The following is a 21,917-nucleotide window of genomic DNA, read 5'->3' on the forward strand; positions in this document are numbered from 1 at the left end:
CAAATTATAGCATAGAAATTAGAAATAAAAGACTATTTTTTATGAATTACCCATAAAAAAATAATTTTAACCTTCTTTTCTTACTTTTTCTACAAAATGACCAATCCGATCCAGTGCCTCCGTCAGCTGAGCAACAGAAGTCGCGTATGAGCAACGAAGATAGCCTTCGCCTCCCAAACCGAACACATTACCTGGTACAGCCGCAACTTTAGCCTCTGCCAAAAGACGCTGTGCAAATTCATCTGAGCTGAGTCCCGTGCTTTGAATACTAGGGAAAACGTAAAAAGCCCCTCTTGGCTCATGGCACTCCAGGCCGATTTCCCGAAACCCTTCAACCATCAGACGGCGACGCTGATTATAGGCTTCTACCATACGATCTTTCTCACCCAAACCATTCCGCAACCCTTCCAGTGCCGCAACTTGCCCCATAGAAGGCGCACACATTACGGTGTACTGATGGATTTTGAGCATAGCGGCAATCAGATCGGGATGTCCGCATGTATATCCAATACGCCAACCTGTCATGGCGAAGGCTTTGGAAAAACCACTGACGAGAATTGTACGATCCATCATACCAGGCATAGCCGCAAAACTGACGTGCTTCTCTCCATAATTCAATTCAGCATAAATTTCATCAGAAATGACGATCAAATCATGCTTTTCCACGACTTCGGCAATCGGAAGCCAATCTTCATAAGTCATCGTAGCCCCAGTTGGATTGCTCGGATAGCATAAAATCAGCACCTTGGATTTAGGTGTAATTTTTGCCTCCAGCGCCTCAGCCGTCAGCTTGAATTCATCCTTAGCAAAGGTTTCAATACCTACCGGAATCCCGCCTCCAATTGCAGTGATTGGAGAATATGAAATGTAGCACGGTTCGGGCACGAGAATTTCGTCGCCAGGTACAATTAACGCACGCAAAGCAAGATCAATCGCCTCGCTTCCCCCAACGGTCACGATAATCTCATTTTTAGGATCATAACGGACTTCAAATTGCTCATTCAGATAATCACTGATCGCTTCACGCAGTTCTGGCGTTCCCGCATTAGACGTATAGCTGGTAAAACCTCGCTCTAATGAATAGACACAGGCTTCCCGCATATGCCAAGGGGTTGTAAAATCCGGTTCGCCTACACCAAGGGTAATAATATCCTTGTTGCCACCCACCAAGTCAAAAAACTTACGAATACCCGAAGATGGGATCTCGCGCACCAACGGGGACAAATAGGAACTCATAGCTTTGTTACTGTCGGTAAATGCTTCTGTTTTGAGATTCATCATGATCTTCCTTTACGGCGAAATCATCAGACGATTATCTTCCTGATGGTCCTCAAAGATAATTCCGTCCTGCTTGTATTTTTTAAGCGTAAAATTAGTCTTGGTAGACAAGACCGAATCAATAGGCGACAGTTTCTCCGACACAAAGTTAGCGACCTCACGAAGATTGCGGCCTTCAACCTCTACCAGCAAATCGTATGCTCCGGACATGAGATAGACCGATTTAACTTGCGGATACAAATAAATCCGTTCTGCAATCCCTTCAAAGCCTCTTCCACGCTCGGGTGTAATTTGCACTTCGATCAAAGCGGTAACCTTTTCGTCGTCGACTTTGTCCCAATTAACTACAGCGGCATATTTGACAATCACGTGTTGGTCTTCGAGCTCTTTCATTGAGATGCGTACATCCTGCTCGTCAACCCCCAGCATAGTAGCCAATAAAGTCGGTGTTCTTCTTGCATCTTCTTTTAACAATTCCAGCACTTTTAATTTCAATTCATTCAGCTCTGTCATTCTACATAAGGCCTCCATCGAAAGAGATTACTATACATCATACAATACGCACTTTAAACCTGCAAAGAAAAACCGTCCACTCCGGTAAACCCGGCAGGTGGACGGCTGTTATGGGAATCTGCTTCAAAAACAGAAAATCCCGTTTACATATAATAAGGGTTGTTTTGGTGTGTAGACTGGCCTTGCTGGTGCATAGATTGACCATATACTCCCGCGGATGTCGACTTTTGCTGAATGAACTGTTGGCATTCTTGTTGGGTCTTGCGAGCTTCTTGAATCTGTTTGTCCAAATCGATGCGCAGTGCTTTAGTTGGAGTGGCGTACATATTATTTTGGCTCATCAGATGATACAAATCACCTTGCAGACGCAATGTATCATTCGTAAGGTCGGTGAACATCTGACGCACAGACGGACAATTGGATTCTGTCGTCGCCGTTGTGTATTCGCGCACTGTACGTTTCATATCAGCAAGAATGGTATAGAGCAAATCTTCTTCGGGCATAAATGACATATTGTTTTGTGAATACATTCTGTCAAACCTCCTTTATTGGTAAATCCAAATTACTGCTGTGGTTGCATTGGAGCAAGCTGCTGATGCTGTTGAAGAGCATTAGAAAGCAGATTCAAGTGGTGCTCATGAGTTCTTGCCAGTTGTAAACAGGCTTGTTGGATGGCTGGGTGCTGAATAGACGCCGCTGTGGCCGCACATTGTTTGAGTAGTAGTTCTTCATTGGAGATGGAGTCCACGATGTACTCCAGCTCTTTGCCTGACAGGGGTTGCATGTTCGTAGATTGCATAATCTCTGTGCCTCCTTAAAAGTTTTGTTGCACGCTGGTTATCTTGTCCGTTTGGCGAAATACTATGTACACATAAGAAATACTACATATTGCCTATGAGGAGTGCTATTTTATATGGAGTTGATAAGCGGGAATACATATTGGCCGAATACATTGGAGCAGGCGCTGGATTTTCCGCCTTTGGCAGAGGATTTAAATTGTGATGTATTGATCATCGGGGGAGGGATGGGGGGGGCCATCTGCTCCCGGTTATTGGGAGAACGACAGGTAGACACCGTGGTTATTGACAAACGCAAACTGGTAACTGGAAGCTCTTCGGCCAATACTGGCCTGCTGCAATACAGCAATGACAAGACCTTAACCTCTTTCATCAATACGTTTGGTGAAACGAACGGTGTACTGTTTTACCGCATGTGCAAGGATGCACTAGATCAGTTAGATAAGCTGGCTGCCACACTGGATACAGACCCTTCCTTTATTCGGCGAAGCAGCCTTTACTATGCAAGTACACTAGAAGATGTACAGGTGCTTCAGGAAGAGTACAAACAGCTAACCCGGTTTGGATTTCCAGTGGAGTACTGGGATGAGCAACAGGTTGCTGCCCGATTTCCTTTTCGAAAACCGGCAGCCTTGTACACACACGAAGATGCTGAGGTTAATCCATTTTTGTTTGCCCAGGGCCTGCTGCAATCTGCCAACCGTCTCGGTGTTCGCTTATATGAGCATACGGAAGCCAAGCATTTTGAATTCCATGATAATGAGGTCGTTTGTCATACTAACGGTGGAATGATCCGAGCAAAAAAGGTTGTTTTTGCAACAGGTTATGAAACACAAGAGATTAAAACCGATCAGGGAGCCGTTCTGCAAAGCTCTTATGCTATCGCCACCAATCCAATCGGAGATGCTCCCTTGTGGCATGAGCAGTGTCTGATCTGGGAAACGGCCCGTCCTTATCTATATATGCGCTCCACACCGGAAGGACGTATCATTATTGGTGGTTTGGATGAACCTGTATTGGACGCCAACCAACGTGAAATCAGGCTACTACACCAACAACAAAAGCTGCTGCAAGCACTACAGGAGCATTTTCCCAGTGTGCCATTTCAGATCGACTACGCTTGGGCGGCTGTATTCGGCTCCTCTCACGACGGCTTGCCGTATATTGGTCCACATCCGCGTTTTCCAAACTGCTATTTCTTGGAGGGTTACGGGGGAAATGGGACGGTTACGAATATGATGGCCGCACAGCTATTGGCTGATGAACTGACGGGCACACACCGACCTGAAATGGAGCTGTATTCTCTGACCCGTACGACCAAACCCTCGCCAGAAGCAACAAAACCAATGGTTTAACATATGAATACAAAAAGAACCTCCTTTCGCCTATATAAGTGAATTCTGAGGTTCTTTTTGTGTTGAATTTTCCTGTTACTCCGTTTGCTTGCGCCAGCGTTGTGCATGGGAATGAGAATTGCTTCGCTTTGTCTTCTGTTCCATCTTCAGCACATTTCGCATAAAAAACCAGCCGATCACTGGCATTAATGCAAGTCCAATCAACAACCAAATCATCGCTGTAGGAGCCTTGCTGATACTTAGGACGCCCAAGAAAATGAGTGTACCGGTCAACCGTCCTACCATTAAGCACAGTTCACGCAGTACAACCAGTTCCACTCTCTGATTCGCATCTCCTTCACTCGTACCCATTAAATCAAAACTCGCTGAGATCATAGGAATTAAATACAAGGGCAGGAATATAGCGGTGCCGATCCCCATAATCAGTAGCGTGATATACTCCATACGCCACAATAAGGGTAACAGCGCAATCACCAACAATACAGCACCCAACAGCATACCAGCCGAGCGATAGTGTGGCTTGAGCCATTTTCCGACAGCCCAAAAGCTGAAAAATGAAACCGCCGAGGTGATAAGTGAAAACTGTGCCAGCTTCCATTCCTGTTGAGTAGCTACATACACGAGCAGCGTAATCAGGAAGGCAAAAACCCCTTCACGGATGCCCTGGGTAACAAGCGATAACGACAAGGGACGCCACATGCTCCCTTTTTGTGACAATCGTTGCTTAGGCTCCTTCCAATTGTAGTTTCCTGTCGGCTTACGCTTGCGAAGAAAGAAACTAAGTACCACTCCTACGACATAAAAAGCTAAGGAAATACTGAATATTACTCGATAACCCGCATCATCCTCCATACGAGCAATAATCCAACCAGACAGCCAAGGACCCACGATACCGGAAAACGAACCCAGCAGACCGACCCATCCGTTAAAATGATCGCGACTTGCCTGATCTGTGACTTCGAAAAAAATGACATTAAACGCCAGCCAGAATAAACCTAATGCTGCACCCAATAACATTCCGAGCGGCCATATGTAGTTTACAGCCTGCGGTCCCGTATATAACACGATTAAATAAAACAGACCGGACAGTGCTGTCCCCACGCGCAGGGCATTCATTTTGTTATGTTCCTTGACCCATTTTCCAGCCACCCAGACCATAATTCCCAGCGCAATTTGTTGGCTGACATTAAACCAGCCAATCATCGCGTAATCCTGCCTGCTCTTCCATAAATATACGTTGAGAAATGTGCCTGACAATGCTGCTGCAAACACAAACAATCCATTCAAGCTTAATAGCAGAATGGATTGTCCGTTTAGGTTTGATTTCAATGCAGTTCCCCCTAACCGAAAAATCACCAATCAGCTTGTTTAAAGCCAGCTTGTTCAAAGATTTCTTCGATTAAGATGCCCGTATTGAGCTTGGGCCTATCCGGGGGATTGCTAATTAATTGTTGGAAATACCGCTGAGCTTCTCCAGCATCCGCAGTCGGTCATTCTCTGACAATGTGTGCTGGACATGAAAACAGCTAGGACACACATAAACATTCAAGACGAATGGCAAGTCCAGAACAGGTTTGCCGAGTGCTGGCGACATCGACGGTTCAAAGCCTTCTCTGGTTACGGTTTGCGAACCCGCATGCAGCATGTACTCTCCACATTGGGAACATTCAAGAACTTCATCTTGTCTGTCGAGTATTTGTTCAGCGCCTTGTTCATAAGCCATCAGATCCGCACCGCTTTCTTCAAATTTTTGCAAAGTATGCAGCACCGGCAGCTTATGAAGCTCATTATCCTGCAACAACGGTGCATCAACTGGTTTATCAACTACGATTTCATCCTCTGCCTCATATAAAATATCCTGCTCTTCATCATCACCGAGCTGAATACTCAATGTACGATAACCCTTCAGGTCTTCTTTTCCATGAGCGTGAGGCGCCGGGGTTACAGAAGTCACATGATCATGTTTCGTCTCTTCATGTCCATGCTCACCGGCATGTCTATGAACAGGTGGAGAAACAGACTCATCTTCATCATCATCAGTGATGTCAGAGTACCCTTTCAGATCATTATGGCAATAGGGACACTCTTCCTCAGGTCCCAATTCTTCATCCCAAATAATTTCCATGTTACACCATGGACAAATAGTCATTTCCAAGCTTTCTCATCCTTCCGTTCCAAGCGTATACCAAGCTCTAGTATACAGGATGTGTCAAGTTACACTGGCACCGATCACATAAGATAACGATATTGAAATAATCATGGAGAACAAGCCGACAGCACGGTTATCCTCTTTAATCTGTTGATCGATAGAAAATACCGGTGTCAGAAACTCAAAAAGAAAGTACGCCGCAAGTAGCAGTAAAAAGCCAACGAACGACCAAATCATCGTATCGTACACGCTGGATTTGGCTTCCATTGCAAAGCGGAGCACGTTGCAAATACCGAACATTTTCCCTCCCGTAGCCATGGCTACTGAAACATTGCCGCGCTTGATCTCTTCCCAGCATTTATAGCGGGTTACCAGCTCAAAACACGACAAAAATACAATTAGCTCTAGCACCGCCACCGAGAAATAACCCAGCATCATCCCCAACGGATGTGACAGCAATTCATCAATCGCCATCTTCACTTCGTCCCTCCCGTTCTACCAAGCGTTCCCGAGCAAAGCCGGCACCCCATAGCTATTCCAATTCAGCAACGGTTACGCCTGTGCCGCCTTCATTGTAATTACCGATACGGTAGCTTTTCACATGTTTATGCTTGCGGAGGTACTCCTGAATACCGGTTCTCAGAACACCCGTACCTTTGCCATGAATAATGTGTACCTGACCCAGATTGGCCAGAAACGCTTCATCCATGAAGCGATCCACTTCCATCAAGGCTTCCTCCACGTTCGCCCCCCGAAGATCAAGTTCACTTCGTACGTTATCATCCCGTGTCCGTTTAACGCCAGTGACTGGTTTTTGAACTCTTGGAGTCGTTGTTTGGGCAGGTTGCAGTAGTTCCAGATCATCCAGACTGACCTTCATCTTCATGATCCCCAATTGAACCACAGCTTCCTTGGTACCGGACAGTTCAACCACGTGGCCTTTTTTATTCAGACTGTGAACGGATACTTCATCGCCAGCCATGATAGAACGAGTACGCGTAGCGGCCGGGCGTTTGACAGTACTTTTCTTGCGTTGCTTCGGTTCAGCCTCATCCAGTTCTCTGCGAGCTGCAATCAGCTTGTGCTCCTTAACCGAAGCCCCTTCTTCCTGAGCCAATTTACGCAAATCAGTAATGATTTTCTCAGCTTCGCTACGAGCCTTATCCACGAGAACTCTTGCTTCATCCTCAGCTCTTTCCAGCATACGGTCCCGTTGGGACTCCAGCTTATCCAGCTCCATCTGATGACGGCTACGCAATGCTTCCATTTCTTTACGCAACTGCTCTGCTTTTTCCCGTTCTTGCTCAGCTGTCAAACGGTTCTGCTCCAGTGACGCAATCATGTGCTCAACGCGCTGGTCTTCTTCTGTTACCTCACCACGGGCATAGTCTAATATGCGCCCTGGCAATCCCAATCGCTCGGCAATGGCAAATGCGTTACTTCGTCCGGGGACACCGACCAGAAGGCGGTAAGTCGGGCTTAATGTAGCGACATCAAACTCCATGCTTGCATTAATAATTCCTTTACGCTCGTAGGCATACGCCTTCAATTCACTATAGTGAGTCGTCGCAACCATACGGCAACCCATGGCATGTATATGCTCCAAAATGGACACAGCCAAAGCCGAACCTTCCGCGGGGTCCGTTCCTGCCCCCACTTCGTCAAGCAATACAAGACTTTTGGGCGTCATATTTTTCAGGATGCTAATGATATTGGTCATGTGGCTGGAAAATGTACTTAAGTTTTGCTCAATGCTCTGCTCGTCACCAATATCAGCATAGATTGCATCAAATACACACAGCTGGCTTTCATCCTCGACAGGTACAAACAGTCCAGACATCGCCATCAAACTAAGCAGGCCAATGGTTTTCAGGGTAACGGTTTTCCCCCCTGTGTTCGGTCCGGTAACGATAATGGAGGTGTATGAATTGCCCAGCTCCACATCTATGGGAACGACCTGCTCCAACGGAATTAGAGGATGTCTGCCTTTTTTCAGCTTCAAGTACCCTCGGTCATTCATTAAAGGCAAGGTTGCTTTCATTTCACGGGCGAGACGCGCTTTTGCAAAAATAAAATCAAGATTGCCCAAAACGTCCACATCATACAGCAACATATCCGCTTGTTCTGCGACAAGTGCGGTCAGCTTTTGTAAAATGACTTCAATTTCACGCTCTTCTCTCAGCCTTGTTTCCCTCAGCTTATTGTTCATGGCTACGATAGATTCAGGCTCGATAAACAATGTTGCACCTGACCCGGATTGATCATGAACAATTCCGCCAAAATAAGAACGGTATTCGGCCTTAACCGGGATCACAAACCGATCTCCACGAATCGTAATCAACTGATCTTGAAGCATTTTGGATACAGTTGAGGAACGAATCATGGAATCCAGCTTCTCACGAATACGCACTTCTCCCGAGCGTAGCTCCCGACGGATTTGTGAAAGCTCTGTGCTGGCAGAATCCAACACTTCTGCATTTTCGTCAATACAGCCTTTGATGGAGTTTTCTAAACCTCTCTGCTCCGAAAGCTGCTCACTCCAATACAGCAATGTTTCGACAGGATTTTCTTCATGCAAACTTGTCACGTATACTTGTATACGGCGTGCGGCCTGAACCGTTGTCCGAATGCCAAGCAACTCATGCGGGCTTAATGTTCCACCAATACGGGCACGCTTCACCGCCGGAGTGATATCCACTACTCCGTTAAATGAAGGCACTCCTTTGAGGCGATCAGCAGCATAGGCCTCATCCGTACCTTTCAGCATTTTCTTGATATGCTCCAAATCATCGCTGGGCTGTAGCCGAAGGGCTGTCTGTTGTCCCGTTGCCGTTTGGGCATAGTGACTTAGTTTATTTAGAATTTTTTGATATTCAAGGGTTTTGAAAATTTTAGAGTCCAACTTCACTACTCCTTTCACTTATATCTATATTATACCGAAAGCAGCAAACTTACGCTATTTGCCAACTCTGTTTTACACATAAGAAAGCTCTTCATGCCACACACTAACCTTTGTCTAACCCTGATTCAAAAAACAAAGGAGGTTATTCCGTGAGCATTCTCGGGCACATTGTACGTTTCATCGTTGCCGCTCTGGTGCTGATGGTCGTAAGCTGGATCGTTCCCGGATTTAGTGTAGGCGGCTTTTGGAGCGCGCTGATCCTAGCCATTGTCATTGCCTTGATTGGCTATATCGTCGAGGCGGTGTTTGGTCGACGCGTCTCCCCATTTGGACGCGGTATCGTAGGTTTTCTTGTGAGCGCTCTGGTGATCTGGGTCGCTCAATATGTCGTCGCTCATGTCAGTGTTTCCGTTCTGGGCGCATTGCTCGCTGCATTGGTTATCGGGATTATCGACCTGTTCATTCCGGTATCGACACCGTTTGAAGCCGGTCGGAAAAACGGGAATTAATTTCAGTAATCGCTTCTGGCAAAGCTGTCCCGAAGCAGAATTCATCTGCCAAAGGACAGCTTTTTGTCATTTACACCTCTGAGTGGATACAATAAACAAACAATCCCCGGCAATGAGCAGCCGGGGATTGCCTTACATGTATAATCCGTATCTACTGATCCTGTTCGATAAGTTCAATCCATTCATTATACTCAGTTTGAAGCTTGGTGTATTCTTCCTGTAATTGACGTAATTCCGTAGAAATCTTCTCCGAATTTTCCCGATCTACGTCCTGTTGTACTTGCAACAGACGAAGCTGATGCGCTGCCATTTCATATTTTTGACCCACTTCGTCCAATTCAGACTGCAAGGCCATCCGTTCCTGCTCTATGGACTGCTGTTCAGCCTTCGCCGTTTTGGCAGTTTCAACAGCCAAACGAATTTCCTCCTGAAGCTGTTCCTTTTGTTGAACCGTTACCGCTATTTCCCGCTCCCAAGAAGCAAATTCTTCCTTACGGGCAGCATCTTCAGCTTCCAAACGTTCCGCTTCAGCCTTCAACTGATCGTATTTAAGCTGCCATTCCAGGGATTCTTCCTCAGCACGTTCCAGTTCACTCCGCCGTTCTCGATTTTCCTGCTGGAGCTGCTTGATATTTTGCTCCAGCTGTCCAGCTCGGCTCTTCATGCTTCCATATTGCTCCTGAAGCGATTGATACGCCTTAGTTCCCTCTTGCTCTCGGACTTTGGCTTTCTCAAGCTCATCCTGAACGCGAATCAGCTCAGGTGAAAGCTCCTTGATTCTCGCTTCGAGTTGAACTAGCCGTTGCTGTTGTGAAGCAAATTTATCATTAATAGCTTCGAGCTCAGCCGCTGCGTGCTGTAATTGCTCTTGTATTTCTTCCTTCTGTTCACGTGCTTCCAGCAAGGAGAGCTCCAGCTCATCAACTGCCACCTGGCGTTCTTCTGCAAGCTTCTTCCATGACTTCTCGCTTTCAGCTAGCGTAGCCAGCTCACTTTGCAGCTTGCGAGAAGATACGTGAGCTTGCTCCAACAGCTTCTGCATCCGTCGCTGTTCTTCCTCCAGCTTAGCCGTCTGCTGCTGCTTAGCCTTGGCTTCAGCTTCTAATTGATCATATCGACTTTGCAATTCTTCACGTGCAAGCGTATCTGCCTGCTCTCGCTCTATCGCAGCCTGTCGCTGTGTTTCCAGCACAGACTCCAGCTCGGACTGTTGTTCCTTCAGTACTCTTGCTTGCTCTTGAGCCTCTCCCAGACGAGAAGAAAGCTCTGTACTGCCTGCCTGTACTTGTTCTAATTGTTCCTGAAGCTCCTCGACCCGAATCTCCTGCTCCAGTGCAGCTTCATCAGCTCGTTTCTGCGCTTCCTGATGCTGGAGCTTTTCCTCATTCAACGCCAATTCAGCCTGTTTACGTTCCTGCTCCAGCTGCTCATTCAGTCCGGAACACTTGGTTTGCCATTCGCTTACCTTCTTGCTATGCTCTTGCTGCAAAGCAGATCGCAGCTTGTCCAGTTCTGTGCGCTTTTGCTCCTGATGAGTCTTCTCTGCAGCTGACAGCTTGGCTTCTGCCTGTTTAGCCGCTTCAGATACTTCCTTCTTCATCTGCTCTTCTATCTGCCGGATACGCGCATTGGCCGCCTCCTGCTGCTCTTTCAGCTTGCGAGAAGCTTCTTGACGGGACTCCTCCAATTCACGTTTAGCTTGTTTTTGTCCATTTTCAAGTTCAGCCGCTTTTTTCTCCTGCTGTTCCAGCTTTGCCCTCAATTGGGCAATCTCCTTCGCTGATACAGATTCGGTTTCCATCAGCTTCTTCTGCGTTGCTTCCTTTTCTTCCTTCAGTTGAATAAGAGATTGATGCATATCTGTATTTTTCTGCTGTTGTTCCCCTAGAGCTGTCTGGAGTTGCGCCAGATCTCCCCGGAGCTCTGCTCGTTCCGCTGCTAAGCGGTTCATATGACTCTGAATTTCCTGGATTTGTACAGCTTCTTCTGCCATATGAACCGCAGCCAGCACGGCAATTCGGGGCATATCCAGACGCGAATGAGCTTGAGAAATGCTGTGCATACGCTCATCCACGTAATTGGCAACCTGCTTCATATAATCGGTATTGCTGCCGACGAGTTTATAAGAAGTACCGTAGATCTCTACAGTGACGCGAGTACGATCTGGTGTAGTCACAATTATGCCCTCCTTCAATACTACTGTATGTTGATTCTAAGGTGTGTCCGGTACTATGGTAACCCGCCTTCCGTGAAGCGTTCAACCTTATTAGTCCGGCTTCCCCGCAGCGGGTAATTATCAGAGTAAGAGAGCTCCTATGATGATAGGCCAAAAAGCCGTATCGAACCTCTGTCACTAAGATTCGATACGGCTTCCCGCATTTCCTGCTACTTTCTCAATTCCGCTCCAAAAGTTTGTTCCAGAGACGTAACGACAGGAGTATGCGCCGCATTGATCTCTTCATCCGTCAACGTATGTTCCCAGTGACGATAGGTCAGAGAGATAGCTACGCTCTTCTTATCTTCACCAAGCTTACTGCCTGTAAATACATCAAACACTCGTGCATCCTGCAACAGCTCTCCGCCTGCAGCGTGAATAACACGAAGCAGTTCGCCTGCCTCAACGTCTTTATTGACCACGAGGGCAATGTCACGTTCCACGGATGGGAAGCGAGCCAGCTCTCTGAACTGAATATGAGAGTTTGCGTGTTCAATGACCTGTTGCAACGCAATTTCTGCAACATACGTATCGTTCAGCCCATAAGATTGTTGGAGCTCCGGATGAATCTGCCCAAGGGTACCGATCCGTTGAGAGCTTCCATTCACATCCAGCCATACCGAAGCGGAACGGCCCGGGTGGTAGCTTTGCGGTTGGTCAGCGACATAACGAATGCTGGCACTCAATCCGAAATAGTCAAACACCGTTTCAAGCGCGCCTTTAATATCAAAGAAATCAACCTTTTCAGCACCAATATTCCATTGTTTTTCACGGCGTACCCCAGTCAACAACAGACTCAGCACTTGAATTTCCTGCGGCTGGCGGGTTAATGTTTGTTCCTCTGTATAAAATACTGTTCCCATCTCGAAAATCGCCAGATTGTCTTGCTTCCGGTTCATGTTATACACCGCTGTATCCAGCATCTGCGGAATGATACTCGTACGCAAAACACTACGGTCTTCGCTCATAGGCATAGCCAAACGTACCGGATGGCTGCCTTCTGTCAGGGCATTAAATAACCCCGTACTTTGCGGATGTACAAAAGAGTAGCTGATCGTCTCCTGCCAGCCACCATGAGCCAGCAATCTGCGCAGGGAGCGGCGCAATGATTGTGATGCTGTCAAAGCTCCCGGAGTTGTAGGACCTTCAATCGGCGTGGTCGGGATATTGTCGTAACCATACAGACGAGCAACCTCTTCGATTAAGTCCACGTCAATGGTGATATCTCCACGGCGTGTAGGAACTTGAACTTCCAGTACCCCTTGCTCTGCGTCGCCACATCCGAAATGAAGTCTACCGAAAATCGTTTTCACCTCAAGCAGCGACAGTTCGGTTCCCAAATATCGGTTTATCTTATCTAGCGACAGCTTGATAATGCGGTTTTCAGCTTTTGCAGACGCAGATTCTACGATGCCCTGGTGTACAGTGCCTCCTGCATAACGCTGAATCAGCGCAGCTGCACGATTCACAGCAGGCACAACAGCGCCTGGATCAACCTCTTTTTCAAAACGCAGACTTGCTTCTGAACGCAGTCCAAGTTGACGAGACGTTTTGCGAACTGTACCGCCGTCAAACTTCGCAGATTCCAGCGCAATGCTGACCGTCGCATCCGTAACCTCGGAGTTGGCTCCACCCATCACGCCTGCCAATGCTATTGGTTTCACACCGTCTGTAATCAGCAGCATATGCGGCTCCAGCTTACGCTCCTGATCATCAAGTGTAATCAATGTTTCGCCTGCACGAGCGAGTCGAACTTCAATATTTCCATTTTCCAGCTTATCCGCATCAAAAGCATGCAACGGCTGACCGTATTCCAGCATGACGTAGTTCGTAATATCTACGATGTTGTTGATCGGACGAACACCTGCCGCCATCAGACGGTTTTGAATCCATAATGGGGAAGCCCCCACTTTTACACCTGTAATATAACGGGCCGCGTAGTGCGTACACAGTTCAGGAGTATCTACCTTCACAGACAGATGATCTGCCGCTGCATCGCTAATTTCCACCAGATCCTTAGCCGGATCAGCCAGAGAAATATCACGTCCCAGAATCGCACTCACTTCATATGCTGCTCCGTGCATGCTCAGGCAATCCGAACGATTGGGTGTCAGATCAAAATCCAGCACCTGATCATCCAGCGCCAGCAGCTTCGTAATTGGCATACCAATTTCAGCATCCTCAGGCAGCACCAAAATACCTTCTTGCAATTCCTTTGGAAGCAGCTTGTCATTCATGCCCAGTTCTTTGGCCGAGCAGATCATACCCATGGATACTACACCACGCAGCTTGGCCTTTTTAATGTGGAAATCTCCCGGCAACTTTGCACCTACAACTGCAACAGGAACCTTTTGACCTGCATCCACGTTTTTGGCACCGCACACGATTTGCAGATCTTCCTCCTGACCTGCATCGACAATACATACATTCAGCTTATCAGCATCAGGATGCTTTTCCTTGCTTTTAACATAGCCGACAACGACGCCAGTAATCCCTTGATTGCGCTGCTCGACCTCATCAATTTCTATGCCCGAACGGGTGATTTTCTCTGCCAGATCCTCCGCGCTTACCTGATCCAGCGATACATACTCGGACAGCCACTCGAATGATACTTTCATATGGGTTCACTTCCCTTGATATAGTTGTTTATTGACGCGCAAACTGTTTCAGGAACGACAGGTCACTGTTATAAAAATGACGAATATCATCGATACCGTATTTCAATATAGCAATCCGCTCTACACCCATACCGAATGCAAAGCCGCTGTACACCTCGGGATCAAAACCGCCCATCTCTAGCACTTTCGGATGGACCATGCCACAGCCCAAAATTTCAATCCACACGCGTTCGCCATTTTTCTTCACAAAAGTTACGTCTACTTCAGCACTCGGCTCTGTGAACGGAAAGAAGCTTGGGCGCAAACGGATTTCGGTCGATTCTCCGAACATTTCGCGTGCAAATTGAAGTAAGGTTCCTTTCAAATCACTCATGCGAATGTCTTTTCCAATAACAAGCCCTTCAATCTGGTGGAATTGAAAAGAATGCGTTGCATCGTCATCATCACGCCGGAATACTGTACCCGGACAGATAACCTTAATAGGTGTTTCGTCCTTCATCGCCTCCATCGCGCGAATCTGAACTGGTGACGTATGAGTACGCATCAACAGATCCTCGGTCAGATAAAATGAATCCTGCATATCGCGTGCCGGGTGATTTTTAGGCAGATTCAATGCTTCGAAGTTATAATAATCCGTCTCTGCCTGTGGACCCTCAGCCACTCGATAGCCCATACCTGTAAAGATATCCTCGATTTGCTCAATCACTTTGTTGAGCGGGTGCAGTCCACCTTGCGGCAACGCGCGTCCAGGCAGCGTAACGTCGATCTTTTCCGCTTGCAAACGCTCATTCGTTTCCGCTTTCGTGAACTCGTCCTGCTTACGGTTAACGACTTCTTCAATCGCCTCGCGCACCTCATTGGCGACCTGTCCAACAACCGGACGCTCTTCCGCGCTCAGCTTGCCCATACCGCGCAAAATTTCAGTCAGTGCGCCCTTTTTCCCCGAGTATTTGACCCGTAGATCAGCCAGCTCCTTGGGTGTTGCCACCTTCTCCAATACTTCCAGTGCTTCTTCCTTCAAGGCCAGCAAATGTTCCTTCATTTGGATGGTTTCGCTCATCGCCTGTTCAGTCCCCTTTCTTCATATCCAGCTTTTCAGACAACAAAAAAAGGTCTTTTCTCCCGGTAAGGGACGAAAAGACCGTGGTACCACCCTCGTTAGACAATAAGCTCAGCTCACCCGGCGTTCTGCCTTACGGCACTAGTTACAGGTGATTGTTTATGCTGTGCATCATCGTCTCGCTCTGCACGTTGTAACGGTCGTGAACCGGTATCCCCTACTTGCACATTCGCCATTCACATGGCGCCTGAGGTTCAAGGAACTGCTCCGGAGCGAACTTCAACAGCCCAGTATTTGCAGAAACGCTCTCAATCCTACGACGCTTCCTCCCTGTTCAATCGGACACTGTCTACTCTTCTCCATCAAGACATTTTCAAAAATTCGAACTATTGTTCATTATTATATGCAAACTACCGCGCTTTGGCAAGCAGGGCATACGTTTCATTCCTTTAGATATCGAGATCATCCAACCGCTCCAGATTTGCACGAATGCGCCTAATTTCGCTCAACAACTTCTCATTTTCGTCATTCGTGCCCGTCATTCCCATCAACTCTGTAAGACGCAATTGTAATCGAAGCCGTTCCTCACGCCGTTCCTGATCTTCTGGCTCCCGTTGACGGCTCTGCTCATCTTCCTGCTTTTCGTCGGCTGTCCCCTCATAAATTTCATATCCGCCTCCCGGCTTCATATCCAGTAACCGAGTTGCCGTGCACCTCACCAGCTCCCGATCATGTGAGACGAGCACCAGTGCTCCATCATAGTTGCGTAAAGAATCCTCTACAATTTCACGGGTTTCAATGTCAAAATAATTCGTCGGTTCATCCAGCACCAGCAGATTGGCTCCACTAAAGTACAGACGCAGAAAAGCTACCCTGCATTTTTCTCCCATACTAAGTGTCCCGATCCTTTTAAACACGTCCTCTTTCGCAAAAAGAAAGCAGCCCAACACTGTTCTCGCTTCTGTTTGAGTCATCGCCGGGAGTGCAAGCAGACTGTTCAGCAACGTTTGATCCTCTGGAAGCTGCTCCAGCTCCTGTGAAAAATATCCGATGTTTAACTGTGGGTTGGCTGTGATCTTTCCTGACTGCGGTTCCAGTTGACCCGTTAATAACCGAAGCAGCGTTGTCTTGCCAATTCCATTCGGTCCCCGAACAGCGAGACGGTCTCCACGTACAATGTTCAAGTTGAGACCCTCTACAATGACACGGTCGTCGTAATTAAAACCAACCTTCTCAGCACGCAGCAAATATTTTGCCTGAAACCCGTTGTCACTTAATTTCATGTGCAAAGACGCAGCCTCACACGGTTGCTCTACCCTGTTAGCCTCCAGTCGCTCCAGTTCTTTTTCTTTCGCATGATAACGGGAGATATTTTTTTTAGCCTTGGCCTTATAGAAGCTCTGTGTAATAGCCACTTCGACTTTGGATGCGCTACGATGTGCCTGGTGAAACCATTCCCTGTAATTTCGAATCGTTTCCTCCAGCGCCTGTTTCGCCAGCTCCTGCTTTCGATAGCTGGCTTCCTGCTCTCGCAGTTCCCGCTCCTTTTGCGCTTTATATTCCTTATAGCCGCCTTTATAGCGCCCAATACCCGTTGATGCAAGCTCAACTATACTCGTAGCCACTCGATCCAAAAAGGCTCTGTCATGCGATACAAACAGCAGCGTTCCCGGATACGTGGACAGCCACTGCTCCAGCCAAAGCAAGCTTTCGGCATCCAAATGGTTGGTCGGCTCATCCAGCACCAGCAGCCTCGGCTGCCTGACCATCAGTCCGGCTAACCGCACTCTCGTCTTCTGTCCGCCACTCAGGTCACCATAAGCAATGGACCACGTCTGGGCAGGCATTCCCATTCGAGTGAGCGCCTTTTCCACCTCAGACTCCCAGGCAAAGCCTTGCAGGTGTTCGTATTCATCCATCAGCTCGCCGTAACGCTCCAGATGATGCTCCATATCCTTCCCAGCATCGGCTAGGTCAGCTTCCAGCTGTCCCAACGCTTGCTTGAGGAGCCAATGCCGAGGGCTGGCCTGCTGTGCGGCCTCCAGTGCGGTTCGAGACCCATCCACCGTATCCTGCTGCTTCAGCCAGCCCCGCTCTTCCAGTGGCAAATCATGCTCTACTTGACCAGAGGTTGGCACTTCATCTCCCAGCAATATTCGCAATAACGTCGTTTTACCTGCTCCATTTCTTCCAAACAGTGCGAGCCGTTTCTCCTTCCATCACATCCAACGACACATTCTCAAATAAAGATGTCCCGTTCCAATCCTTTACTACATTGCGAATACGCAAAATCGTTCTCATACCGATCATCCTTTCCCAGCCCGGTTTTTTGACCCCGGAAGCAATAAAAAAAGCCGCAGAAGGCTGCGGCTTGCATACAAGGAATATAGAATGACTGTTATGAATCGTTTCAGAACATACGCTTATGAAAAATAACACCGTAAACGAATAAGCCAAATCCCGTTCCGGAATAAACGCATACGTCCCTACATTCATTTTCAGACACACTTCTCCCGTTGCAGCTTACAGCCGCCTGCCAGTAACTGTGCAGTTAAGTGGGAAAATCAGTGTGCTTACTTCATCGGACGTATGGTTACCTTCCTTTTCATGGGATAATTACTTGCGGTTAGTATAGCAGATCACAACACATTTGCAAATAACCCTCGTTATTTTCCAAATACCAAAGTTGTATTCGACGAGCCTGCATATTTCGTTACAAACTCTTTAGTATATTCAGGAGTCTGAACTTGATAGCTATAGTTCTTGCTTGGATTCCAGTTGGTTACACGCGATTTTTGATTGTTGATGGTGGGAAAACTCCCTACATCTTTAAACTCGCCATTGCCTTTATCATCAAGAATACCGCCCTTTTCACTACCTTTTCCAAAGTAGTTGTACTCAGAATAGATTCTTGCATTCGTAGCAATGGTATAAGCAAGCTGAAAATTATTAATATAATTATTTTTAACATGGAAATATCCATATCTCATGAGTCCTGGACCACGTACAAGTAAGTTTTCAAAATAATTATTAGCGATCGTGATATGGGGCATGCCATCATAATTTTTATTGCCATCATCAGGATATCCCAAAATGAGACCATATTTATGATTAGCAAATTTGGAGTTACTAATGGTTACATAATCAGCCGATTGGCCTATGTACAAAAGTTTGTCCAGATCCGAGCCATTTGCATTATAACTGTGACCTGCAAACGTAACATGATCAATCCAATAATTTGTGCCCGCAGTAAGATAAAGTTGGATGTCATCGTTACCGTTAATGTTGGCACTGTGCTCAAAAGTTAAATTTTGAAAGATCACATTTCCCGAATTATTTGTTGTTTTCAAATGAATGTTAACCAGTTTGTTTTGCGCATAAGAACCAATGAGCGATTTGTTAGTACCAATGTTGACCACGGTTTTAGAGGAGGCAGAGATATTTTTTTCGATGACCAGAATTTTAGGAGTTGAATCCCCTAACTGGTTTTTCAAATCGTTTAGATTATTGATATAGATAATCTGACCGCCTTTTCCCCCTGTTGTGGCAGGCTTAGTAGCTCCATTTTCACTTTTAGCCTGTCCGGCAAAACCAGTCATTCCATTCGTCGACGTATTCGGAAAATCAGCAGCGGCGAACGTAGAACTTGCAGGGAAAGTAAGCAGCACCAAAGTTAATGCTAAAAACAGAAAAGAAATTTTCCTCATTGCAGCTACACCATCCTTTTTTAAGTTAAATCCCAACAATGCGACTATACTTATTTTTTAGTAAATGGTAAATAGTTCTTTTTATCTGTTTATTTATAGCATATAAGCTAAATGTTTTATATTTTATTTTGTGTGGCAATGTAAAAATAGTTCGTAAGAACGCAAAAAGCCGTGATACCCCATTGGCACCCCGGCTATAATGTATTTATCTACTCCAAACAAAACAAAAACCCTTGCGTCACAAGGGTTTCGAACTTCTTAAAATAGTAAGCGGGTGATGGGAATCGAACCCACGCTATCAGCTTGGAAGGCTGAAGTTCTACCATTGAACTACACCCGCATTTTATAATATCTCGATTCTTATGTATGGCACGCTTAACCTATCGTCAACCAGCTGAATCAGGATGTTATTTAGTATAACTTACCTTTCAGCAAAATGCAAGCATACTACATACTATCCTGAGCCAGCCAATTCATAGGTTCACGTAAAAACAATTTTTCAAAGATTTCTGCCGGAATGGGGCGACTAAAATAATACCCCTGACCCTCATGACAATCTTGTGCCTGCAAAAAATGAAGCTGCTCCTCATTTTCTACCCCTTCAGCCGTAACCTTCAGCTTCAAATGGTGAGCCATGGAGGCAATAGTAGATACAATTGCTGCATTTTTGCTGTCGACCAGTACCTCATTTACAAAGGAACGATCAATTTTTAGACGATCAATCGGGAGATTCTTCAAATAATGCAATGAGCTATAGCCAGTTCCAAAATCATCAATACTGATTGCGACACCAATAGCCTTTATTTTTTTTAACTGTTCAAAGGCTCGATCCTTATCAAAGGTCATACTCTCGGTAATCTCCAGCTCTAGATAGCGTGCTTCAAGTTCCGTATAGGTCAAAATGCCCCGAATTACATCCACCAGCTTTTTTTGCTGAAATTGGCGCATGGATAAATTGACCGAAATCGGGATTGGTGGGTACCCAAGCTCCTGCCAATGCTTATTTTGCAGACAGGCCTCCCGTAACACCCATTCCCCCAAGGGCACAATTAAACCACTTTCTTCAGCCACCGGAATAAAATCGCCTGGCATCACCATCCCACGATGAGGATGATTCCAACGCACCAGCGCCTCCAAACTCGTTAGCTCGCCACTTTGCAGGTGGACACGAGGTTGATACACCAATGAAAATTCCTCATTTTCAAGCGCTCGCCGCAGATCATTTTCCAGCTGGAGTCTTTCATGCGCTCGCATCTGCATCGAACTAGCATACCGCTGAAAATTCACTCCCTGCTCTTTAGCACTATGTACAGCCGTATCCGCCTGCTGAATAAGCTGTTCACTCTGATTCGCATCCAACGGGTACAAAGCTATACCAACGCTCACCGTCACATGATAAGACTCACCATCAATATCGAAAGGCAGATCGAACAGCTTCACCATATCATCAATACGACTTCTCATAGCATCTGTATCTTCGTATCCCGTTAGAAGAAAGGCAAATTCATCTCCGCCCATGCTAAAGACAGCTTCCCCTTCATGGCTAAAATGCCCCAAGCGTTCGCCTACTGCATACAGCAAATAATTTCCTGCCATATGTCCAAGCGAATCATTAATCGCCTTGAAACGATCAATATTTAGAACTAAAAGTGCTACTGTCTCATCCGATTTCAATGATTTGCGCAATATTTTATCTAAACGTTGGGAAAGGCGGCGACGATTGGGGAGTCCTGTTATATCATCATTATAAGCAATGTGATTAAACTCAGATTCTGCTGCCTGCTTTTCACGATAAGGAACCAGAACCATCAACCGGACCAGCCCGCTCAACATGTTATAGAATGCTATCGCGTTGGTCAAAAGTCCCAATAGGTGATTAATATCGCTCATTTGCTCAGAAAATAAATAGAACAACTGACTCACAACACACAGTCCAATTCCACGAACCATAAGCAACATGCCCAACTCCGCCGGGCGAACTTTCCGATATTTTCGCACCCCGAAAATAAAAGTGAACACAAGTAGTAACATGACAGCCAGATTTAACGTCCAGCCCAGGTTACCTATTTCGTATCGTATACGTAGATCCGGTAAGCCTGCACCAAATATCTTAATAACTCCTAGAATCAGCAAAGTGCAGCCTATCCCTGCCCACAAAGCCACCGCTTTGTATTCAGATTTCGTCTTGTTAAACGGGAGGAAACAAACGCATAAGAGCAAGACAGAGGTAAAGGCACGATTTACAAACAGCAGCCATAACGAAACGCCCGGAGACAAAGCAAAGTCCGTCAGGCTCACGAAACTAAACGAAACAATATGAACAAGGTAAAGCAGACCAGCCACCAAAAACGTCGGGGCAATAAGAAGTCTCTGCAAGGATAACTGTTCCAGTAAAACGGACCAGGATTGATAAAAAATAGAAAAACAAATCGCAGCACAGGCAAACCCTATGATCGGATATAACAAGAAAAAAACATTATGGGAGTATATCTTATTCAAAGTTACGTGAAATAACTGAACCAAGACAAACAAAACTATCGCAGCAATGCCGATACCTATCGTTTTTTTTACTTCCAGCCGTATACTCATTCAGCCTCTTCAGCCCCCTGCATATCGGAGATTCCGATCATCTAAGACGTTTGACAGCTTTGGAAGCCGTTATTTAAGTCTATAGTATCAAAAATAATGTTGTATTCTGGTATATAATAGCATTTAATCTGTGAAAGGTGAATCATTTTTTTGTCTTAAATTCATGAATTCATTTTCGCATTTACGCAAATAACCGAGCTTACAGCACCAAAAAAGCGCATCATC

15 protein-coding genes, 1 tRNA gene and 1 pseudogene are annotated in these 21,917 nt (G+C 46.3%); 2 read left to right on the plus strand and 15 right to left on the minus strand.

Going from position 1 to position 21,917, the window contains the following annotated elements; translation table 11 throughout:
• Positions 1 to 66: 66 nt before the first annotated feature.
• The 4 genes from ACEN8J_RS14820 to ACEN8J_RS14835 form a co-directional block, all read right to left on the minus strand.
• A complete protein-coding gene (locus ACEN8J_RS14820; protein ID WP_029516491.1) occupies positions 67 to 1,278 on the minus strand; it encodes an aminotransferase class I/II-fold pyridoxal phosphate-dependent enzyme in 1,212 nt (403 codons plus the stop codon).
• Between the two features lie 12 nt (positions 1,279 to 1,290).
• Positions 1,291 to 1,791, minus strand: coding sequence for an Lrp/AsnC family transcriptional regulator (locus ACEN8J_RS14825; protein WP_069012836.1), 501 nt, complete (start codon positions 1,789 to 1,791; stop codon positions 1,291 to 1,293).
• Between the two features lie 143 nt (positions 1,792 to 1,934).
• Entirely contained in the window at positions 1,935 to 2,321 is a 387-nt protein-coding gene (locus ACEN8J_RS14830) for a spore coat protein (protein WP_069012837.1), read from the minus strand.
• Between the two features lie 32 nt (positions 2,322 to 2,353).
• A complete protein-coding gene (locus tag ACEN8J_RS14835; protein WP_013370103.1) occupies positions 2,354 to 2,590 on the minus strand; it encodes a hypothetical protein in 237 nt (78 codons plus the stop codon).
• Positions 2,591 to 2,704: 114 nt separating this feature from the next.
• Here ACEN8J_RS14835 and ACEN8J_RS14840 point away from each other — a divergent pair, with 114 nt between their 5' ends.
• Positions 2,705 to 3,943 (plus strand): NAD(P)/FAD-dependent oxidoreductase, encoded by a 1,239-nt coding sequence (locus tag ACEN8J_RS14840; protein WP_165145053.1) that lies wholly within the window; start codon positions 2,705 to 2,707, stop codon positions 3,941 to 3,943.
• A gap of 75 nt (positions 3,944 to 4,018) precedes the next feature.
• On the opposite strand, the gene ACEN8J_RS14845 is transcribed toward ACEN8J_RS14840, so the two are convergent.
• The 4 genes from ACEN8J_RS14845 to ACEN8J_RS14860 all read right to left on the minus strand — a co-directional run bounded on the left by ACEN8J_RS14845 (position 4,019) and on the right by ACEN8J_RS14860 (position 8,994).
• On the minus strand, positions 4,019 to 5,272 hold the full coding sequence (locus ACEN8J_RS14845; protein WP_069012839.1) for an MFS transporter: 1,254 nt from the start codon (positions 5,270 to 5,272) through the stop codon (positions 4,019 to 4,021).
• 115 nt (positions 5,273 to 5,387) lie between these two features.
• Positions 5,388 to 6,098 (minus strand): hypothetical protein, encoded by a 711-nt coding sequence (locus ACEN8J_RS14850; RefSeq protein WP_495593634.1) that lies wholly within the window; start codon positions 6,096 to 6,098, stop codon positions 5,388 to 5,390.
• A gap of 54 nt (positions 6,099 to 6,152) precedes the next feature.
• A complete protein-coding gene (locus ACEN8J_RS14855) occupies positions 6,153 to 6,566 on the minus strand; it encodes a DUF350 domain-containing protein (RefSeq protein WP_013309402.1) in 414 nt (137 codons plus the stop codon).
• 58 nt (positions 6,567 to 6,624) lie between these two features.
• A complete protein-coding gene (locus ACEN8J_RS14860) occupies positions 6,625 to 8,994 on the minus strand; it encodes an endonuclease MutS2 (RefSeq protein ID WP_495593635.1) in 2,370 nt (789 codons plus the stop codon).
• A gap of 149 nt (positions 8,995 to 9,143) precedes the next feature.
• Between ACEN8J_RS14860 and ACEN8J_RS14865 the strand changes: the two genes are divergently transcribed.
• Positions 9,144 to 9,503: a phage holin family protein gene (locus ACEN8J_RS14865; RefSeq protein ID WP_029516484.1), complete on the plus strand. Its 360-nt coding sequence runs from the start codon at positions 9,144 to 9,146 to the stop codon at positions 9,501 to 9,503.
• Positions 9,504 to 9,654: 151 nt separating this feature from the next.
• On the opposite strand, the gene zapA is transcribed toward ACEN8J_RS14865, so the two are convergent.
• From zapA to ACEN8J_RS14900, 7 genes and pseudogenes are all read right to left on the minus strand, one after another.
• Complete coding sequence (gene zapA / locus ACEN8J_RS14870; RefSeq protein WP_430023883.1) at positions 9,655 to 11,679, minus strand: cell division protein ZapA; 2,025 nt, start codon at positions 11,677 to 11,679, stop codon at positions 9,655 to 9,657.
• A 209-nt stretch (positions 11,680 to 11,888) separates the two neighbouring features.
• The gene (pheT, locus tag ACEN8J_RS14875; protein ID WP_029516482.1) at positions 11,889 to 14,336 is read right to left on the minus strand and encodes a phenylalanine--tRNA ligase subunit beta; all 2,448 of its coding nucleotides are present in this window, start codon (positions 14,334 to 14,336) and stop codon (positions 11,889 to 11,891) included.
• A 28-nt stretch (positions 14,337 to 14,364) separates the two neighbouring features.
• Positions 14,365 to 15,396 (minus strand): phenylalanine--tRNA ligase subunit alpha, encoded by a 1,032-nt coding sequence (gene pheS, locus ACEN8J_RS14880; protein ID WP_449291655.1) that lies wholly within the window; start codon positions 15,394 to 15,396, stop codon positions 14,365 to 14,367.
• A gap of 449 nt (positions 15,397 to 15,845) precedes the next feature.
• Positions 15,846 to 17,697: pseudogene (gene abc-f, locus ACEN8J_RS14885) on the minus strand (ribosomal protection-like ABC-F family protein).
• A gap of 365 nt (positions 17,698 to 18,062) precedes the next feature.
• The gene (locus ACEN8J_RS14890) at positions 18,063 to 19,103 is read right to left on the minus strand and encodes a polysaccharide lyase family 1 protein (RefSeq protein WP_318626829.1); all 1,041 of its coding nucleotides are present in this window, start codon (positions 19,101 to 19,103) and stop codon (positions 18,063 to 18,065) included.
• 269 nt (positions 19,104 to 19,372) lie between these two features.
• Positions 19,373 to 19,443 (minus strand) — tRNA-Gly (locus ACEN8J_RS14895).
• A gap of 107 nt (positions 19,444 to 19,550) precedes the next feature.
• Positions 19,551 to 21,692: a bifunctional diguanylate cyclase/phosphodiesterase gene (locus ACEN8J_RS14900; RefSeq protein ID WP_322251378.1), complete on the minus strand. Its 2,142-nt coding sequence runs from the start codon at positions 21,690 to 21,692 to the stop codon at positions 19,551 to 19,553.
• Between the last annotated feature and the right edge of the window lie 225 nt (positions 21,693 to 21,917).

The organism is Paenibacillus sp. Paensp38 (genome assembly GCF_059491915.1).